The sequence below is a fragment of the Mycolicibacterium pallens genome, from assembly GCF_019456675.1.
Classification (GTDB): domain Bacteria; phylum Actinomycetota; class Actinomycetes; order Mycobacteriales; family Mycobacteriaceae; genus Mycobacterium; species Mycobacterium crocinum.
Genome location: NZ_CP080333.1, coordinates 4,300,133 through 4,319,504 on the forward strand (window position 1 = coordinate 4,300,133; position 19,372 = coordinate 4,319,504).

The 19,372-nt window shown below is 65.4% G+C and carries 12 protein-coding genes, 4 pseudogenes and 1 other annotated feature; of the genes and pseudogenes, 4 read left to right on the forward strand and 12 right to left on the reverse strand.

Going from position 1 to position 19,372, the window contains the following annotated elements; genetic code table 11:
* Window positions 1-6: 6 nt before the first annotated feature.
* From K0O64_RS20975 to K0O64_RS21000, 6 genes are read right to left on the reverse strand one after another with little or no spacing between them, the layout of a single operon-like run.
* Window positions 7-819: a coniferyl-alcohol dehydrogenase gene (locus tag K0O64_RS20975; RefSeq protein WP_071942703.1), complete on the reverse strand. Its 813-nt coding sequence runs from the start codon at window positions 817-819 to the stop codon at window positions 7-9.
* A 3-nt stretch (window positions 820-822) separates the two neighbouring features.
* Window positions 823-2,130, reverse strand: a complete 1,308-nt coding sequence (locus K0O64_RS20980; RefSeq protein ID WP_096312003.1) for an LLM class flavin-dependent oxidoreductase — start codon at window positions 2,128-2,130, stop codon at window positions 823-825.
* Entirely contained in the window at window positions 2,127-3,839 is a 1,713-nt protein-coding gene (locus K0O64_RS20985) for an FAD-binding protein (protein ID WP_096312004.1), read from the reverse strand. The genes K0O64_RS20980 and K0O64_RS20985 overlap by 4 nt, the downstream gene beginning before the upstream one ends.
* Window positions 3,836-4,753 carry a 3-carboxyethylcatechol 2,3-dioxygenase gene (locus K0O64_RS20990; RefSeq protein ID WP_230986049.1) on the reverse strand — a complete coding sequence of 306 codons (918 nt, stop codon included), beginning with the start codon at window positions 4,751-4,753 and terminating at the stop codon, window positions 3,836-3,838. Before K0O64_RS20990 ends, K0O64_RS20985 begins: the two co-directional genes overlap by 4 nt.
* Entirely contained in the window at window positions 4,701-6,413 is a 1,713-nt protein-coding gene (locus K0O64_RS20995) for a bifunctional 3-(3-hydroxy-phenyl)propionate/3-hydroxycinnamic acid hydroxylase (protein WP_071942697.1), read from the reverse strand. The genes K0O64_RS20990 and K0O64_RS20995 overlap by 53 nt, the downstream gene beginning before the upstream one ends.
* Window position 6,414: 1 nt before the next feature.
* A complete protein-coding gene (locus K0O64_RS21000) occupies window positions 6,415-7,278 on the reverse strand; it encodes an alpha/beta fold hydrolase (protein WP_071942695.1) in 864 nt (287 codons plus the stop codon).
* Window positions 7,279-7,449: 171 nt separating this feature from the next.
* Here K0O64_RS21000 and K0O64_RS21005 point away from each other — a divergent pair, with 171 nt between their 5' ends.
* Window positions 7,450-8,151, forward strand: coding sequence for an IclR family transcriptional regulator (locus K0O64_RS21005; RefSeq protein ID WP_071942693.1), 702 nt, complete (start codon window positions 7,450-7,452; stop codon window positions 8,149-8,151).
* A 138-nt stretch (window positions 8,152-8,289) separates the two neighbouring features.
* Complete coding sequence (locus K0O64_RS21010) at window positions 8,290-9,894, forward strand: FAD-dependent oxidoreductase (RefSeq protein ID WP_096312962.1); 1,605 nt, start codon at window positions 8,290-8,292, stop codon at window positions 9,892-9,894.
* Window positions 9,895-10,191: 297 nt separating this feature from the next.
* Here K0O64_RS21010 and K0O64_RS21015 read toward each other — a convergent pair.
* Window positions 10,192-11,594: pseudogene (locus K0O64_RS21015) on the reverse strand (IS1380 family transposase).
* A 536-nt stretch (window positions 11,595-12,130) separates the two neighbouring features.
* Complete coding sequence (locus K0O64_RS21020; RefSeq protein WP_071942680.1) at window positions 12,131-13,366, reverse strand: IS256 family transposase; 1,236 nt, start codon at window positions 13,364-13,366, stop codon at window positions 12,131-12,133.
* 502 nt (window positions 13,367-13,868) lie between these two features.
* On the opposite strand from K0O64_RS21020, the pseudogene K0O64_RS21025 reads away from it, so the two are divergent.
* Window positions 13,869-14,792, forward strand: a pseudogene (locus K0O64_RS21025) (IS256 family transposase); the annotation flags it as partial.
* Window positions 14,793-14,825: 33 nt separating this feature from the next.
* Here the strand turns inward: K0O64_RS21025 and K0O64_RS21030 are convergent.
* From K0O64_RS21030 to K0O64_RS21040, 3 genes and pseudogenes are all read right to left on the reverse strand, one after another.
* Window positions 14,826-15,147 (reverse strand): annotated as a pseudogene (locus tag K0O64_RS21030) (integrase core domain-containing protein); the annotation flags it as partial.
* 4 nt (window positions 15,148-15,151) lie between these two features.
* Complete coding sequence (locus K0O64_RS21035; protein ID WP_225933475.1) at window positions 15,152-16,501, reverse strand: IS30 family transposase; 1,350 nt, start codon at window positions 16,499-16,501, stop codon at window positions 15,152-15,154.
* Window positions 16,502-16,623: 122 nt separating this feature from the next.
* Window positions 16,624-17,573: pseudogene (locus K0O64_RS21040) on the reverse strand (IS3 family transposase); the annotation flags it as partial.
* Window positions 17,140-17,271, reverse strand: a sequence feature (AL1L pseudoknot). It overlaps the preceding pseudogene by 132 nt.
* 235 nt (window positions 17,574-17,808) lie before the next feature.
* Here K0O64_RS21040 and K0O64_RS21045 point away from each other — a divergent pair.
* Entirely contained in the window at window positions 17,809-18,279 is a 471-nt protein-coding gene (locus K0O64_RS21045) for an Lrp/AsnC family transcriptional regulator (RefSeq protein WP_071949674.1), read from the forward strand.
* 140 nt (window positions 18,280-18,419) lie between these two features.
* On the opposite strand, the gene lipA is transcribed toward K0O64_RS21045, so the two are convergent.
* Window positions 18,420-19,352, reverse strand: coding sequence for a lipoyl synthase (gene lipA, locus K0O64_RS21050; RefSeq protein ID WP_096312005.1), 933 nt, complete (start codon window positions 19,350-19,352; stop codon window positions 18,420-18,422).
* Window positions 19,353-19,372: the final 20 nt, after the last annotated feature.

The following is a 19,372-nucleotide window of genomic DNA, read 5'->3' on the forward strand; positions in this document are numbered from 1 at the left end:
CGCTGGTCATCCCTTCTCGTAGTCGGCTGCTTGCCGCGCCGCGATGTTGCCGCCGTCAGCCCAGATGACCTGACCGGTGATATAGCCGGCAGCCTGGCTGCCCAGAAACACCAGCACCGCGGCCTGCTCAGCCGGATTCGACACCCGGCCCAGCGGTTTGGGAATGTCGTCGAGCAGGCTCGGCCCATACGCCGAGCGCAGCTGGTCGAGGATCGGCGTCTCGGTGACACCCGGTCCGCTGCAGTTGATGCGAATACCCCTGGCGCCCAGTGGCACGGCATTGGTCACCGTGTAGCCGATGATCGCCTCCTTGGACAGCCGGTAGCCGCCGTCGGCCAGTGCATCGGGATTGGCGTGGCACCAGTCGATGCCCTCGGCCATCGAGCCCGTCGCGAGCAGAGCGGCCGCCTGCGGCAGGTTCTCACGGTAGTTCGCGGCGGCCAGTGAGGACACGAGATTGACCGACGAGCCGGGCCCCAACTTCGGCAGCAATGCCTCGGTGAGCTGCCGGGTGCCCAGGAAGTTGATCGTGACAACCAGCAACGGGTTGCCGATTCCCGAGGAGACGCCAGCCACGTTGAACAACGCGTCGATGGGTCCGTTGATCACGCTCGCCGCCTGATCGATCGAGCCGGCGTCGGCCAGATCGATCTCGACGAACTCACTGAGCTCGGCGGCCGGGCGGCGCACATCGAGGCCGACCACCACGGCACCCAGATCGATCAACTGTTCACACAGCTGCGCGCCGATTCCCGACGCGCAGCCGGTGACCACCACGCGGCGGCCGTCGTACCGCAGCAGATCGTCGATGCGAGCCACGGTCTACTTGGCTTCCCGCTTCTCCTTCTCCAACTGCGCGGCCTTCACCCGGCCCTCATTGATTTCGGCCATCGCCTCGGGAATCTCACCGGCAGTGAACTTTCCACCACGGCCGGTAGGCAGCCCGCCGAACGAATAGGTCTCGTCGAACAACGGGGCTTCCGACGGCTGACGGCGTGCCTCAACCTTCTCGATCACCGGCGCGAGCCGCTTGGCCTTGTCCTTGACGGCCTTCTCGTCGCGCTCGATGAACTCGGGCAGGATCTCCTTGCCCATGATCTCGATGGACTCCATCGTGCCCTCGTGGCTGCGCGGGTTGAGCAACAGGATGATCTCGTCGACCCCGCTGGCCTCGTAGCTACGCAGGAACTCCCGCACCGTCTCGGGCGACCCGATGGCACCGCGGCCGGGACCGTAGGCCAGCGTCGGGTCCTCCTTGACGGCGTCCTCGTACAGCTCCCACACACCGGTGCGTCCGGGCGTGTGCATGCCGTTGATGTAGTAGTGCATGATGCCGAACGAGAAGAAGCCGCCGCCGATGCCGATCTTCTTGATCGCCTCGTCGTCGGTCTTGGCCACCATCATCGACAGGTCACCGCCGATGGCGAGCAGGTTCGGGTTGATCGCCGGCGTGCAGGGTGTGCCCTGCTCCTCGAACTCCTTGTAGTAGCCGTCGACGCGGGTCTTGAGCGCCTCGGGTCCGGTGTAGGCGAAACTCAGTGCGCCGATGGCCTTCTGAGCGGCCATCTGCACCGAGGACGGGCGGGTGCAGGCCACCCAGACCGGCGGGTGCGGACTCTGCAGCGGCTTGGGGATGACGTTGCGGGCCGGCATCTCGACGTGCTCACCCTTGAAACCGGTGAACGGCGCCTCGGTCATACAGCGGATCGACACCTTCAGCGCCTCTTCCCACATCGTGCGCTTGTCGGCGGGGTCGATGTCGAAGCCGCCGAGTTCGGCAACCGACGACCCTTCACCGGTGCCGAATTCAACACGCCCGTTGGATAAGTGGTCCAGGGTGGCGACCCGCTCGGCGATGCGCGCCGGGTGGTTGATCGGCGGCGGCAGGTGCATCACGCCGAAGCCGAGCCGGATGTTCTTGGTGCGCTGGCTGGCTGCGGCCAGGAACATCTCCGGTGCGGTGGAGTGGCAGTACTCCTCGAGGAAGTGGTGCTCGGTGAGCCACACGGTGGAGAAGCCGGCCTTGTCCGCGAGCTCCACCTCGTCGAGGCCATGCTGGAACAGCTGGTGCTCGTCGTCCTCCGACCACGGCCGCGGCAGCGGGAATTCGTAGAACAGCGAGATCTTCATGCGGTTACCTCTCGATTGGAATTGTGGGAGATGTGTTCTGCTGCGACGTATCCGAACGTCATAGCGGGTCCGATGGTGGCGCCGGCGCCGGCGTAGCTGCGGCCCATCACCGCGGCCGAGGCGTTTCCGGTGGCGTAGAGACCACCGATGACGGAGCCGTCCTCGCGCAGCACCCGGGCGTGCTCGTCGGTGAGCAATCCACCCGACGTGCCGAGGTCGCCGAGGATGATCTGGAAGGCGAGGTACGGCCCCTTGCCCAGCGGAGCCAGGTTGGGGTTCGGCAGCGTGGGGTCGCCGTAGTAGTTGTCGTAGGCAGAGTCGCCACGGTTGAAGTCATCATCGTGGCCCTTGTGCGCGAGCTCGTTGAACCGGGCGGCGGTGCGCTGCAGTTCGTCTGCGGGCGCACCGATTTGGGACGCCAACTCGGCGAGGGTGTCCGCGGCCTTGACGATCCCGGAGTCCAGCCACGCCTGTGGGATCTTGCGGCCGGTGGGAACCGGGGCGAACGGCACCTTCGGGATCGGCAGATGTCCGCCGACGACGTACCGGTGGAAGGACGCGATGTCGGTGACCAACCAGCACGGGATGTGGTCGACGCCCTGCTGGTGGCCTTCGATCATCGCGTGTGCGAAGTCCATGTAGGGCGCGGCTTCGTTGATGAAACGCTTGCCCGCGCCGTTGACGACGAACTGCGCTGGCATCATTCGCTCGTTGAGCATGAACTGCAGGCGTCCGTCCGGCCAGCACATGGCGGGGAACCACCACGCCTCGTCGAGGAGATCGGTAGCGGCGCCGACCTTTTCAGCCGCCCGGATCCCGTCACCGGTTGCCGCGGGGTTGCCGAAGCTCCAATCCTTCTCGAGCACCGGCAGGTGCTCACGACGCCAGGCCATGTCATGGTCGAACCCGCCCGAGGCCACGATCACGCCGCGGCGAGCCTCGATCCGCACCGGTGTGCCGTCCCGTTCCACCACCGCGCCGACCACGTTGCCATCCACATCGGTGATGAGTTCGGTCATCGGGGCCGACAGCCACAGCGGGATGTCCTTCTCTTTGAGCGCCAGCCGCATCCGTGCCATGAGCGACTGCCCGATCGCGGCCATCCGGTCACCGAACACCCGTGCCCGGAACATCCGCCAGATCAGCTTGAGCAGCACCGCCTTGCCCCGCCAGTTCTGCCGGACCTGGTAGAACAGGCGAAGGTCTTTCGGGGCGAACCAGATTCCCTTCGGCGCCAGCGCCAGCGGAGCCAGCAGGTTCTGCTCCTCGTCACCGAGCTTGCGCAGGTCGATCTCCGGCACGTTGATGGTGCTGCCCCGCTCGGACCCGCCCGGCAGTTCGGGGTAGTAGTCGGCGTAGCCGGGCTTCCAGACGAACTCGAACCAGTTACTGGATTTCTCCAGGAACTCCATCATCTCCGGTGCGGTGTCGACGTACGCGCGCAGGCGTTCGTCACTGACGAGGCCGCCGGTGATGGTCTTGAGGTACTCGAAGACGCCATCGGGGTCCGGCGAGTAGCCGGCCTTGCGTTGTGACGGCGCACCCGGGACCCAGATGCCACCACCCGAAAGTGCCGACGAACCACCGAATTTCGGTGCCTTCTCCACGATCAGGGTGTCCAGGCCCACCGCATCGGCGCGCAGCGCGGCGGTCATCCCGCCTGCGCCGGAGCCGATGACGAGGACATCGACGGAGTGATCGAACGTCATACCGGTACCGCCGTCCGGATCGCGAAGCCCGCGATCAACTCTGGAGCAGCGCGGTAGTAGCGCTGCTGCGTCTGATACTCGCCCTGGGATGCCAACGCGGCGAAAGCCGCCACCCAGGTTCGGATTTCGTGCGCCGAGTTGCCGGCCTCACGGGCGATCCAGTCGTTGGTCCAGCCGTCCACCTCGGCCAGGCGGTTGGTGTCGATCAGGTCCAGTAGTGCGTGGTCCCAGTCCGGGTTCAGCGGCTGCAGCGGGCTCTGGCCATGCGCGAAATCGTGCGCGGCGGCGATGACCGCCTCCTGCCGCGCCGCCCTGCCTTCGGGAGACATCGGCGCCCCGCCGACGATGCGTTCCAGCGCGGCCGGTGGTGCGGTCGCCAGCGTCGGCACCGGCGGATCATGCGACAGCCCACCGGATCCGACTACCAGCACCCGCTTGTCCAGAGCGCCCAGGTACTCGCCGATCGCGGCACCCAGCGCCCTGGTGCGCTTGAGCGGCCCCAGCGGGGTGGCAACCGAGTTGATGAACACGGGAATGACCGGTCGGGACGCGGCATCACCGAAGAGCACTTCGAGCGGCTGCACCGTCCCGTGGTCGACGTCCATCGCCGCCGACAGCGCCACGTCGACGCCGGCCTCCCACACTGCGGCCGCCATTTCGTTGGCGATTTCACCGGGAACCTGAAGCGGTCCGGCGTGGGTACCGTAATCGCCGACGCCGGAGGCCGCACTGCCGATACAGAACGGTGGCATCAAGCGGTAGAAGAACCCGTTGTAGTGGTCCGGGGAGAAGATGACCACGAGCTCGGGGTCGAAAGCCGCGACGAAATCGCGGGTTTCGACCAGCCGGGCGTTGATGTCGTCAAGCAGTTCCGCCGACGGGCCGGGTAGGTTCAGCAGCGGGCTGTGCGACATGCAACAGAGCGCCAGTGGCATCGGTGCCTCCTCCCGGGGTCAAGGTGAGCTTGTCGAGCAGGGCCGCGCTCAATTCCGGTGTGCGCTGGGCGATGCAGGCGCCTGCGATGCAGCGGTCGGGGCGCAGGAACATCACGGATTCCTCGTGTGCGTCGAACCACGCCTTGAGCGCGCCGGTCCGGTCGCCGACCACGATGACGTCGGGGTCGTCGTGTCCGGTCCAGTGCAACTGGGTGATCGGACGCAGCGCGACAAAGACCGCGCCGAGTGACTTCCAATCGGCGAAAGCCTTCTCCCCCAGCAGTTGTCGGGGGTTGTTGCTCCAGCAGACGAATGCGAACCACGGGCCGATGACGTCGTCGAGCAGCACGTTCTGCTTGTCACGAGTGTCCACGCGGGGCTGAATGAACAACGTACCCACCGCCGAGGACGGTGACCGCGGCTCGTTGTGCACCACCGCACCCTGTTCGTAGCGGGGCATCGGCTTGAACCGCATCTCGAGCACGTAGCGCTTCAGCGTCGGTACCAGAGAAGCAGCCCGGATCACTACATCGCGGGCGGCAGCGACACGCGCGTTGGTCGGCGAGATCACCTTGCCGACCGTGGTCGACAGATCGATCATCGCGCGGGCGTGCTTGCGGCGCTCGACGTCGTAGGTGTCCAGTAGCGCGTCGCGGGCCTGGCCCTTGACCACCGCTGCCAGCTTCCACCCGAGATTGGCCGAATCGCGGATGCCACTGTTGTAACCCTGGCCCTGCCACACCGGCATGAGATGGGCGGCGTCACCGGCAATCAGGATGCGGCCCTTGCGGAATGAGCTCGCGATCCGGGAGTGGTGCGTGTACAGCCGGCGACGGATGATGTCGACCTTGTCCGGGTACGGGACCAGCCGCGACAGCATTTGTGCCACAAAGGCGGGGTCTTCGGCCTGCTCGTCGGTCTCGTGGCCGTGGATCAGGAACTCGAAGCGCCGGATGCCGTGGGCGATGGCGATCGAGACGTAAGGCCGGACCGGGTCGGCGCCGACCTCACTGTTGGGATGCCCCAGCGGGTCGTTGGCGATGTCGACGACCAGCCAGCGCGTCGACGACGTCGTACCGTCGAAGGAGACTCCCATCAGGCGGCGAGTGGCGCTGCGTCCGCCGTCGCAGCCAACCACATAGCGGGCGTTCACCTTTCGTGAACCCCCGTCGGCCGGGGTCAGCTCGACGACGACGCCGTCGTCGGTCTCGGTAATCGAGGTCATCGGGTGGCCCCACGCCACCTCGACGTTGTCGAACCGGTCGAGTCCCTTGTATAGCTCGGCATCGACCAGCGGCTGCACGAACCCGTTGCGCTTGGGCCAGCCGAATCGCGCGTCGGGGGGTGCCATCTCGGCCAGCAGCCGGCGCTTGCCATCGTAAAACCGCAAAATCTGATTGGGCACGGTGTTTGGCAGGACGGCGTCCACCAGTCCGATCGCCTGGAACGTCCGCAGGCCTTCGTCGTCGAGACCGACGCCGCGCGGGTAATCGATCAGTGCATCGCGCTCATCGACGACCAGCGTTCGGACGCCCTGCAGGCCAAGGACATTGGCCAGGGTCAACCCAACCGGCCCCGCGCCCACCACAACGACGTCGACCTCGGGAGCCGAGCCGTTGCCGTTCGCCGTGGTCGTCATGTCACCGGCCCAGCAGGAAGTCGATGTGCAGCTGGTTGAAGGTCTTGGGGTCCTCGTACTGTGGCCAGTGCCCGCAGCCTTCCATGACCTCGAATCGGGCGCCGGGGATCATTTCCGAGATTCGCCTGCCCTCGGTCGTGTCGGCGGTTGGGTCATCGCTGGTCCACAACACCAAGGTGGGGGCCTTGATGGCCCCATAGTCGCTGGGCGTCATCAGGTTTCGCTGCCGGATTTCGGGATCTTGCAGCGCCATGATGTCGCGCATCGCGTTGACGAAACCCGGCTGCCGGTATACCCGCTGACGGCTGGCGACGATGTCGTCGTAGTCCTTGGACTTGTCGGCCATCAGCCACTTGATCCGGGCCTGCACGGTTTCCCAACTCGGGTTCTCCGCAGCCGCCATCGATAGCGTGATGATCCGCTTCATCACCTCGGGGTCGGCCTGCGAACCGCCTGCGGTGTTGAGCACCAGCCGCTCGAGCCGGTCCGGGTGATCGACGGCGAAACGGGACGCGACCCAGCCACCCAACGATTCACCCGAGATGTGAGCAGTCTGCGCACCGATGGTGTCCAGGACGGCGACGAGGTGGTCGACGTAGTGCGGGATCTCCAGAAGATGTCCGGGCTTGTCGGTGTACCCGTGCCCCAGCATGTCGATCGACCAGGTGGAGAAATGCTCGGCGTGTGCCTCGAGGTTGCGGACGTACGCCTCGGCATGGCCACCCGAACCGTGCAGCAGGACCAGCGTGGGTTTACTCGGATCGCCGGCGTGGAGATAGCGGGTGCGCACTCCGCCGGCATCCAGATAACCCTGCGAGAACGCAACGCCCTGCAGATCGCTCCAGACGCTCTCGAACTCCGGCACCCGGCTGCCCCTATCCTCGGTGATAATGGGATTCTCGCTTTTTGTAAGCGATATGTGTAATTATTGAACTATGGTGTGCGATAGTTTAAGAGCATCACTCTCGGAGTGCCGTCTGTCAAGGCACTTCGCAGTGACTCGAGCCCGACCTCGCACCTCAGACACGGGAACGACATGACGCAGACACCCACTGAAAGCCCGGTCAGCGCTGCGCCGGGGTCACAGACCCTGGCCCGCGGCCTGCACGCGTTACAGCTGGTCGCGGCCGCGAAAGGCGGGTTGACCATCCAGCAGGTGGCCGACCACATCGGGGTGCACCGGACCATCGCCTACCGGCTGCTGAGCACGTTGGCGTCCTACCGGCTGGTGGCCAAGGCCGAGGACGGGCGGTTCCGCGCCGCCGCCGGCCTGGCCGCCCTGGGCGCGTCGTTCGACAACAACATCCGCGAGCTGTCCATGCCGACGCTGCGCGATCTCGCCGACGAGCTCGGCACCACGGTCTCGCTCCTGGTTGCCGAAGGCGATCAGCAGGTCGCGATCGCCGTCATCGTGCCCACCCGCGTGTCGTATCAGCTGTCCTTCCACGAGGGCAGTCGCTATCCCCTCGACCGGGGCGCGGCCGGGATCGCACTGCTGGCCAGCATGCCGCCCCGCCCCGGCGAACGCCCGCTGGTAACCCGCGCGCGCGAGCAGGGCTGGATCATCACCTACGGCGAGGTCGAGCCGAACACCTACGGCCTGGCGGTGCCGGTGCACCGTCCTCCCGGCTCCCCGCACACCTGCATCAACCTGATCTCGCACCGCGAAGATGTGGTGTTGCACGGCCGCGAGTCGGCGATCGCAGCGGCCCAGCGCCTGTCGGCCGTTCTGAGTTAAGCACCCCGCTGAACTGCGGAAATGCCGTCTGGACCGCTTGACACTGCGCGATCGGCGTCGTTAGCGTGACAACAACGAACACGCTCGTTCGGTAAATGCACACACCAATACCTGTGTGCGGCAATAGGAGTGAAGGCGATGGCGGACACCACCTGGGACCGTGAGGTCGACGTCGTGGTGCTCGGCACCGGCGCAGCCGGCCTGACCGCTGCGCTGACCGCCGCCTCGGTGGCGGTGTTCGAGAAGGGGACGACCGTCGGCGGTACCACCGCGGTGTCCGGCGGCATCGTCTGGATTCCAGCACACAATCGGGCCGCCGGTGGCGAGCTGACCGTCGAGGATGCGCTGAAATACCTTGAGGCGCAGTCACTCGGGGTGATGGACCGCGAACTGGTCGAGACGTTCGTGCGGACCGGCCCGGAGATGCTGGATTACATCGAGGCCCACAGTGCACTGCACTTCGAGGTCGCCGAAGGCTTCCCCGACTACAAGCCCGAACTGCCGGGCGGGCAGCCCGGCGGTGGACGGTCATTGAACGCCAAACCGTTCGATCTGGCCGCTTTGGGCGAGTGGGCCTCGCGCATCACATCATTCCCCATCGACTTCAGCAATGTCGGTATCGACGCCGAGACTCGGGCGCGTATCCACGCCGCCGTCGACGATATGGATGGCGACTATTGCGTCGCCGGTACCGCACTGATCGCCGGCCTGCTGAAGAGTCTCCTGGACCTCGGCGTCACCCCGGTCACCGAGGCGCGCGCCGTCGAACTGATCGGGTCGGCGTCGGGTATCACCGGAGTGCGGATCACTCACGGCGGCAAGGACATCCGGGTACGAGCCGCAAAGGCGGTGATCCTCGGCACCGGCGGATTCGAATGGGATCAGCGCCTGGTCGAGGCTTATCTGCGCGGACCGCTGCGCGGCCCGGTCTCGCCACCGAACAACACCGGCGACGGCCTGCGGATGGCCATGGCGCACGGCGCTGATCTGGCCAACATGGGCGAAGCCTGGTGGGTGCCGGTCATCCAAATCCCCGGCGACACCTTGGGCGGCAAGCCGCGCAGCCGCAGTGTGCGGCTGGAGCGCACCCGTCCGCGCAGCATCATCGTCAACCGGGCCGGTAAGCGCTTCCTCAACGAGGCCGGCGAATACAACTCGATGTCCGGACCGTTCCACCAACTCGACCCGCGGCACGGGTACGTCAACGACCCGGCCTGGATCGTGTTCGACGACCAACACCTCAAGCGGTACGGCTTCCTCGGTGTCGAGCCGGGCGGTGAGGCACCTGATTGGTTCAACAAGTCGGCGACGCTGGCGGAGCTGGAAGAGAAGACCGGGATCGACGCCGACGGGCTGGCCGCCACCCTGGCAGTGTGGAACGACAACGTCGCCGCGGAGGTCGACCCCGAATTCGGCCGTGGGGCAAGCGCATACGACGGCTATTGGGGTGACAACTCGGCGGCCACCCCGGCGCTGCAGACGCTCGGGCCGCTCGATACTCCGCCGTACTACGCCGTGCCGGTGGGAATCGGTGCCATGGGCACCAAGGGCGGCCCGCGCACCGACCGCGATGGCCGGGTGCTGCACGTCAGCGGAGAGCCGATCCCCGCACTGTTCGCGGCAGGCAATGCGATGGCCGGCGTGACCGGCCGCGCCTACGGCGGGGCCGGCGGAACACTCGGTCCGGCAATGGTGTTCGGCTACCGGGCCGGGCTCGCAGCCGCTGGCGCGCCATCGCGTTGAGAGCGCACTGAGAGCGAAGATTTCGGCGGACCATCGCTCTCAATGCGGTCTCAATGCGCCTGTGGACAGCCGAAGGCGCGCATTAATGACATTTGACACCCTCCAGCCATGGCGGACGTGTTCATCGGCAGTGAAGCAGTCGCCGCGGGCAGGGTCACTAAGCCTCGATCCGTGGACTGGAGTGATTGATGTGTCTGTTGGGGCCGTTCTTCGTTCCGTAGGGGTGTGAGCAGGAGGTTGCCGCTGGTCTGCCCAGCTTTCCTGTGTGCTCCGGTAGGGGCCTGTCCGGCCGAATGGTCAGGGTGTTGCTGGTAGTGGTGGGCTGTAGCCGATGGTGTTGCGCCACAATGTGAGCCACTGATCAGTCCAGGGCCAGTGAGTGGGTAGGTGCAAAACTGGTCGGCGTTGCGGCCGGGTCAGTCGGGCGGGGACGGTGACGATCTTGCGGCGCAGGGTGGCACCACGGGCCACGGTGTGGGTACCGCCGGCGAGCACTCCGGCGGCGCGCAGCAGGTTGTGGGCGATCGCCGCGCACAGGATCCACGCCGAGTTCGCCCCGAACAGTCCTGAGGGCATGTGCGCCAGGGTCCGTCGATGAGGTCGGCGAAGACGGTTTCGATGACGGCGTGGCGGCGATGGGTGATATCGGCGGCGTCAACGGGTTCGTCAGTGTCGGTGAAGAACGGGTGATACCGCCACACCGGGAACAGAGTGTCGGGATAGCGGGCGTCTTTGACGCGCCGGACGATCAACCGGGCGGTGATCGGGTGGTCGGTGGAACTGAAGGCGGTGTAGGCGATTTCAGCGACCTCAGCGTCGGAGATCCAGGCGCCGGTATCGGGGTCGCGGACTGCACCAGGGTAGGACACCGGGATCCAGGCGTCCTCGTCGATGGAATCGATGGCTGCGGCCACGGTGGTCGATTTGTTCAGCACCACCGAGAAACGGGCCCCGGCGCGTCGGGCGGCTCTGATGACGGTGCCGGTGCCGTACGCGGAGTCGCCACGGACGAGGATTTCTCCGGTCACTCCGGCGGCACGGGCGGTGGCGACCGCCTCGACGATCATGCTCGCTGCGCCTCTGCCGGAGTTGGCCTTGCCGGCACGCAGTCGCGCTCCGGCGATCACCGGAGCGCTGTCACCGGTGCTCAGGGTGGCGATCAACGGGGACAGACCTTTGCGCAGGATCTGTTTCCCGGCGATCTTGGTGTGTCCGTAGGAGGCGCCTTGTTTGGCGTGGCCGTAGACCGGGCGCAGCAGGGAGTCGATGTCAATGAAGGCCCGCTGGTGAGCACCGGGTAACAGCGCCACACGCTCACACAAGGCGACCAGGTGTCCTCGCAGCACCCCATCGAGTTGGCGGGCATGGCCGAAGGTGAACTCCCGCAACAATGTTCCGATTGTCGACGAGGCGTACACGCCGTCGAAGAGGGTCTTCATCCCACCTGAGCGCACGAGGTCGAGGTCATCGATACTGTCCGCGCCGGCACACATCCCGGCGATCAGCGTGGTCAGCTTGGGCGCCGGATTAGCCGCACCCGATTTGATCCGCTCGCAGGTGAAGCGAACCTTACCGGCCAACAGTTCCGCCAGCCCCGTCTGAGCGGCCAACGTCATCACCGGTACCAGGCCAGCGCACGACACGAGATGCTGATCGTCGAACACCGCCGACGACACAGCGAACCTATGGGACACTTGCACCGGAAGTGCCTTTCTGAACTGGTTCGATTGATGCCTAGAGAACACCAATCATCCCAGCTCAAAGGGCACTTTCCTCATTCCGACACCCGATGACCAGCCACTTCATCGGTGGATCGAGGCGCCGAACCCTGAAGATCCGGATTCGGGTCTTCTGTACAACGTCTTCTGCACGCGAAGGGATGGCAAGTCAGCGACGCAGCACTGGCCGACAGCGTGTGATGATGCCGCCGAGAGTTCGACTGAGTCCAACTACCCGGGTCGGGTCGGGTCGACGGCGTTTGGTGATTGTGTCGGCCCCCATGCCGCGACGGCGATACGCGGCCCTACGCCCGGCAACCCACGGCGTTGGGCCAGAGGGGTACTTACAGCGGACTGAGAAGCTCCCACGACCACAGCGCCCCGACGTGACTTATCGGCAATCGGTGTCGTGAGATCCACCGTCCACGCAGAATCTGCGGCTGAACTGGCCAGCGGGTCACGTCCCGTGGGGTGGTGTAAGAGCGGTCGCGTGTTCGCGTGAGGCTCTGCGGTAGTCACTATGCCGTGAGTGCTGCTGTGGCGGCAACTGTTTCGGCGTTGTCCTCGCTGCTGGTGTTGAGCAGGGCCAGGGTGGTTTCGGAGAGGTAGCGCTTGTCGGCGACCTGCCATTCATCGTGGGCCTCGACCAGGACCGAGCCGGCCAGACGTAGCAGTGCGGCGGGGTTGGGGAAGACACCGACGACGTCGGTGCGGCGTTTGATCTCCTTGTTGAGCCGTTCCAGGGGGTTGGTCGACCAGATCTTCTTCCAGTGCGGCACAGGGAAATCGGCGAACGCGGTGATGTCCTCGGCGGCCTGGCGCAGCATCGTCTCGACCTTGGGGAACTGGCGGCCGAGCATGCCGGCGATGGTGTCGAGCTGGTCACGGACATGCTCGGCGTCGGGCTGGGCGAAGATCGTGCGGATCGCTGCGGCCACCATCTCCGCCGATCCCTTGGGCACCTGGGCCAGCAGGTTGCGCAGGAAATGCACCCGACATCTCTGCCAGGCCGATCCGATCAGGACCGCCTCGATCGCCGAGCGCAGGCCGGCGTGGGCATCGGAGATTACCAACTGCACCCCGGCCAGGCCGCGGGACTTCAGCGACCGCAAGAACGCCGTCCAGAACGCGCCGTCCTCGCTGTCGCCGACCTCAAAGCCCAGCACTTCGCGCCGTCCGTCGGCGGCCACCCCGGTGGCGATGACCACCGCCTGGGAGACCACCCGGTGATTGACCCGGGCCTTGCAGTAAGTGGCATCGAGGAACACATACGGGAAGCGCTGCTCGCCCAGTGGCCGGTCTCGGAAGGCGCCGACCTCGGTGTCAAGGTCTTTGCAGATTCGGGATACCTCGCTTTTGGAGATCCCGGTATCGGCGCCCAGCGCCTTGATCAGATCGTCGACCTTGCGGGTGGAGGTGCCGTGCAGGTAGGCCTCCATCACCACCGCGAACAGGCACTGATCGACCCGGCGGCGGCGCTCCAACAAAGCGGGGAAGAACGATCCCGAGCGCAGCTTGGGGATGCGTAACTCCAGATCCCCGGCCGTCGTGGACAGCGTGCGCAGCCGTGAGCCGTTGCGCTGGTTGGTGCGGGTCTCGGTGCGCTCGTGAGGCTCGGCGCCGATGTACGCGCTCAACTCCGCCTCGATCAGCGCCTGATAGATCGTCTCCGCAGCTTGCTTGATCCGCTCCCCGGCATCGGCGGTGCGCAGTGCATCAAGCACCTCCAACAAGGCAGACTGGTCCAGGGCCATCGCGATGTTCCTCTCGGTAGTGATCCTTGGTCGTTTCACCACAGAGACTCACGCGATGGCCCTCTTACGTCAGCACCGACACGCCGCCACTACTTACACCACCCCCAGAGACGTGAACGGCCAGCGAAGGAGCGATCGGATGTGGAACGCGAAACTCGGCGCACAGGAACGCGCCGTTCAGAACTGGGAGACTAGGGAAGCTGCCAGCTTTAGCACTGCGGCGGAGTCAGTTGCCTCGTCAACAGTTCCGTCCTTCAGCGAAGAGTCCGAGGCACGGCGACGATGGCGTCGATCTCTATCGAGGCACCAAGCGCGAGCGCAGCTACCCCGAATGTGGTGCGAGCGGGGAAGCGTGTCTCGAAGAATTCGAGCATTGATCAGAATCTGTGGATGACCCTCGGCGGGGCGGCGTGAAAGTGGGCGCACCTTCCCGAGGATGATCTGAAGTCCAAGGTTCTCTGATCACGACCGGCGTTGACGCGCTGGTTGGGAAGGTACGCCCATGCTCACCGTAGTTCACGACACAGAATGCTCCAACGAGAAGGACGCCGGTTTCGGTCGGTCGTTGCTTGATGAGATTGTCCGCGACGGTGCCCGACAGATGCTCGCGGCGGCGTTGCAGGCCGAAGTCGCCGCCTACGTCGACGCCCATGCCGGTGAGGTCGACGAGCACGGCCGGCGGCTGGTGGTCCGCAACGGCTACCACCGCGAGCGTGACGTGCTGACCGCGGCGGGGGCGGTCACGGTGACCGCGCCGCGGGTCAACGACAAGCGCATCGATGCCGATACCGCAGAGCGGCAACGGTTTTCCTCGGCGATCTTGCCGGCGTGGTCACGCAAGTCACCGCAGATGGCCGAGGTGCTGCCGCTGTTGTATCTGCACGGTTTGTCGACTAGTGACTTCGGTCCGGCGTTGGAGCAGTTCCTGGGCTCGGGTGCGGGGCTCTCGGCGACGACGATCACTCGGCTGACCTCCCAGTGGCAGGACGAGGCGAAGGCGTTCGGGGAGCGTGACCTCTCGGGCAGCGATTACGTGTACGTGTGGGTCGACGGCATCCACCTCAAGGTCCGCCTTGAGCAGGAGAAGCTCTGCTTGTTGGTGATGATCGGGGTGCGCGCCGATGGCCGCAAAGAGCTCGTCGCGCTTGCCGACGGCTACCGGGAATCGACCGAATCGTGGGCCGATCTGCTGCGATCGTGTCGTCGTCGCGGGATGGCCGCTCCGGTGCTGGCGGTCGGCGACGGGGCGCTGGGCTTCTGGAAGGCAGTACGCGAGGTGTTCCCGGCCACCAAAGAACAGCGCTGCTGGTTTCACAAACAGTCCAATGTGCTTTCCGCACTTCCGAAATCAGCGCATCCGGGCGCTTTGGCGGCGATGAAGGAGATCTATAATGCCGAGGACATCGACAAGGCCCAGGTGGCGATCAATGAATCGCACTGGTTCTGCCGGAGGCTCGAACTATTGGATTCCGACCAGGGGTTGGGCGGTCCGTTTCGGAGCATAGAACGCGGCTTCGAACTCGGCGGGGGGTAGGTCGCCGAGGTAGCCGTGGAGTCGGCGGTTGTTGTGCCAGTGCACCCAACCCAGGGTGGCCAGCTCGACGTCCTCGACGGTCTTCCACGGACCGGTGCGGGCCGGCCCCGTAGATCAGCTCGGACTTGTAGTAGCCGTTGACCGTCTCGGCCAAAGCGTTGTCGAAGCTGTCACCGACGGTCCCGATGGAGGGTGCTGCGCCGATCTCTGCCAAGCGTTCGCCGTACCGAATCGAGGTGAACTGGGAGAATTCAATCGGTCGATGCAACACCGGGGTTTTGGAGCGAGTGTAGCTGCTGTGCAAAGACTTCGGCGGGAGTCTTCCACCCGAGGACCTTGCGCGGTCTGTTGTTGAGCGTCAGCGCAACCGCTTCGAGGTCCTCTGCAGACCATCGTGATAGGTCAGTACCTTTCGGAAAGTACTGACGCAGAACACCATTAGTGTTCTCGTTGGTGGGTCGCTGCCACGGAGAGTGGGGGTCGGCGAAGAACACCTTCGTGCCGGTATCGAACGTGAACTGCGCGTGGGCGGCCAACTCTTTGCCGCGGTCCCAGGTGAGCGTTTGACGTAGCTGCGCGGGCAACTGCGCCAGCGATGCGGCCAGGGCGGCATTCATTGCCTCGGCGCCATATCCGCTCAACGCCGGCCCATTCTTCACCGGCGGTGTCAGCCCCCACCCCTCGAGGCGGGGAAGATGAACCAGCATCACCGAGCGGCTCTTGCGCTCCACGACTGTGCCGATTGCCGATCGGCCGGTGCCGATGATCAGGTCACCTTCCCAATGTCCAGGCACGGCGCGGTCGGCAGCTTCGGCAGGGCGCTTGCTGATCACGACATCCGCGCTGACGTGCCCCTGCGGTTTGTTCCGCATCCGGCCTCTCGGAACCCGCAGCGCACGGCCAGTTCGCAAGCATGCAACCAACTCTCGTTTGAGCGCCCCGCGCCCTTCGATGAACAGTGATTGATAGATCGCCTCGTGACTGATCCGCATGGAATCATCATCAGGGAAATCCAGCGGTAAGCGGTGTGCAATCTGCTCCGGGCTCCACGCCGTCGCCCAACGCCGGTCTTGTCGATGAGGCTTGTTGCGCCCCCTCCAGGCTCGGGTCTGCGGACCCGCAACGATGGTGCCGTCGGGCCGGCGAACGCTGCCATCGAGTCGCTGCTGCACATACTCACGCAACCGGTGGTTGACCGCGAGTTTCGCGGCTTTCGGGCGCTTCGCCGCTTGCTGGGCCTTCCACTGCGCCACCCCTGCGCGATAGACCTGCTGACCACTGCGGGTGGCCGCGTTGCGCCGCAGTTCCCGAGAGACCGTCGAGGGGTCACGGTCGATCTCGCGGGCGATCTCACGCACGCCGGCACCCTGCGCGCGCAGCAGAGCGATCTCCTCCCGCTCGGCAAACGACAGATACCGGCCCGTAGGCTCATCCAAATCAATCGGTGACATGCCGCCAGCGTGGCGGAACCACCGCTGTGCCACTGGAGATGACACGCCAACTTCTGCGGCAGCACCGTCGGTCGAGGCTCCCTGGGCGATCAGCCGCCAGAACCGGCGCTGCACCGCACGCGAGGGCTCCGGTCGCCCTGGTGAGCGCATCGCGGGCCGCAACGCACGATCAGCCGCCCACTGACGCCGCCTGCCAACATCTTTCGCTTCCTTGCGCTTGGCCACTCCGCACCTCCATCATCGAGGTGTTGCGACGACCAGTTGAATCCGCCCTGAGACCCGGCATCGGAGTGACATCGCAAGCCCGACAACGTGTTTCCACGCGACCAGCGGGCCATCTCGATCGCATCGAGGACCATGGTGGTCCGCATGTGCGACGCGACCCGCCACCCCACGATCATCCGACTGAACACGTCGGTGATGAAGCAGACATACCCCACCCCGGCCCACGTCGGTACGAATGTCAGATCCGTCACCCAGAGTTGATTCGGCGCGGAGGCGGTGAACTTACGCTTCACCAGATCGGGATGCCGCGGTGTAGCCGGGTCGGGCTTGGTGGTGCGGACCCGCTTGCCGCGACGCACCCCCTCGATGCCTGAGGCCCGCATCAGCCGTCCGACCTGATCACGACCGACGTCGTTACCGGCCCGCCGAGCCGCCTTCCACAGCTTGCGCACGCCGTAGACCCGGTAGTTGTCCTCCCAGAGCGTCACCAGGGCTGGCCTCATCTCGGTGTCGCGACGCTCCCGCGCCGACGGCCGCCGCGTCTTGGTGTCGTAGTAGGTGCTCGGAGCCATCGTCACCCCTGCGCTACGCAGGACGGTGATGATGGGCTCGACCCCGAACTCCTCGCGGTGAGCATCGACGAAGTCGACTATTTCTTGTGTTGGCGGTCGAGCTCCGCGCCGAAGAAACTCGCTGCCCGCTTCAGAATCTCATTGGCGCGCTTGAGTTCTCGGTTCTCCTGCTCGAGCTGCTTGACCCTTGCCGACTCCTCGGTGGACACCCCCGGAGCATAACCGTCGTCGATGTCGGCCTGGCGCACCCAAGAGCGCACCGACTCCACCCCATACCCCAGCTGGCGAGCAACACGCGACACCGTGCCCTGCTCGGCCCCCAGCTCGGACCGCAAGGTACGCACCATGCGCACCGCCGCGGCCTTCTCCTCAGAGCTGTAACGACGGCTGGTCGGCTTCTTTCCCGATGACGGTTCCGTGGGCATACCTGCATCCTCGTTTCCAAGGTCAGGAGCCTCCGGGATTTCCAGTGCGATTCAGACGTGGCTGCAACGGGCAGCTCCGCGTGACTGGAGTACCGTTCGGGTGAGCAGAATGCTGGCGATATCGCGCAGCTGTGCGCATGGTTAGCGCAGACGGCCGCGCGGCTGCGCATTCTGAGAACTCATTGGTCGCACGCTGAAATGAAGAGAGGTCGTCATTGTGGTCGCTACGTCGCGGATAGATGCGCTTGACGCCAAGATCCTTCGGGCGTTGGCTGACGACCCCCGGGCAACGGTGATGGCCTTGGCCGATCGAACTGGACTCTCCCGAAACACGGTGCAGGCGCGGTGGAGCAAACTGGAAAGCCAGGGCGTGCTGCGGTCGTTCGAGCGGCGCATCGACCCGGCTGCATTGGGTTTTCCGCTGACCGCATTCATCTTGACCCGTGTCATTCAACGTAAGCTCGCGCCGATCGCGGCGGCACTGGGCAAGGTTCCCGAGGTCGTGGAGGTGCACGGACTTGGCGGCGTGACCGACATGTTGATTCACGTGGTCGCGCGCGACGCCGACGATCTCTACCGGATCGCCGGAAGCATCCTCGACATCGACGGTGTGGAGCAGACCACGACAGCACTGGTGATGCGTAAGTTCGTGGAGCATCGGCTTGCACCGCTCATCGCGGAATTAATCGGCGATCCCGAACGTTGATCGCCGTCGCGCCAGAACATGATTTGCGATACAGACCGCCACCCGAGGCGATGTGCATTCCAAGCGGGCAGCAGGAGATATCGCGAGTCAACCTGCCAGAACCGAAGGTTGCGAAAGACTTCTTAGTCAACGACAACGCATCAAGAACTCTCGATGCGCGCGCGGACTGCGTGCTGATACAACCGGCCGGCTCGGTACGACGAGCGCACCAGCGGTCCAGCGAGCACGCCGGGGAACCCGATGCGCTTGGCGTAGTCGGCGTGCTCCGCGAATTCCTCCGGCTTGACCCAGCGCGCCACCGGATGGTGCCGGGGCGAGGGACGCAGGTATTGGGTGATAGTGATGATGTCGCAGCCCGCCGCCAGCAGATCCTCCAGCGCAGTCCGCACTTCCTCGGGCGTCTCGCCCATGCCCAGGATCAGGTTGCTCTTGGTCACCAGGCCGTAGTCGCGGCCGGCCGTGATGACCTCAAGGCTCCGCTCGTAGCGGAACGCAGGGCGGATCCGCTTGAAAATTCTGGGAACGGTTTCGACGTTGTGCGCCAATACTTCTGGCCGCGTCTCGAAGACGGTCTCCAGCTGCTCGGGAATGGCGTTGAAGTCGGGGATTAGGAGCTCGACGCCGCTGTTCGGGTTCAGTGCCTTGATCTGGCGGACGGTCTCGGCGTACAGCCAGGCGCCGCCGTCGGGCAGGTCGTCGCGGGCGACACCGGTGACCGTCGAGTACCGCAGCCCCATCGCCTGGACGCTCTCGGCGACGCGTCGCGGTTCGTCGCGGTCGAGGTCGGCGGGCTTGCCGGTGTCGATCTGGCAGAAGTCGCATCGTCGGGTGCACTGCTCGCCACCGATGAGGAAGGTGGCCTCGCGGTCTTCCCAGCATTCGTAGATGTTGGGGCAGCCGGCTTCCTCGCACACGGTGTGCAGACCCTCGCGGCGCACGAGCGCCTTGAGTTCGGTGTATTCAGGGCCGGTTCTTAGCGTCGTCTTGATCCAGGGTGGCTTGCGTTCGATGGGCGTTTCGGCGTTGCGGATCTCCAGACGCAACAACTTGCGGCCCTCAGGTGTGACGCTCATGCAGTACGACCTTTGACTGG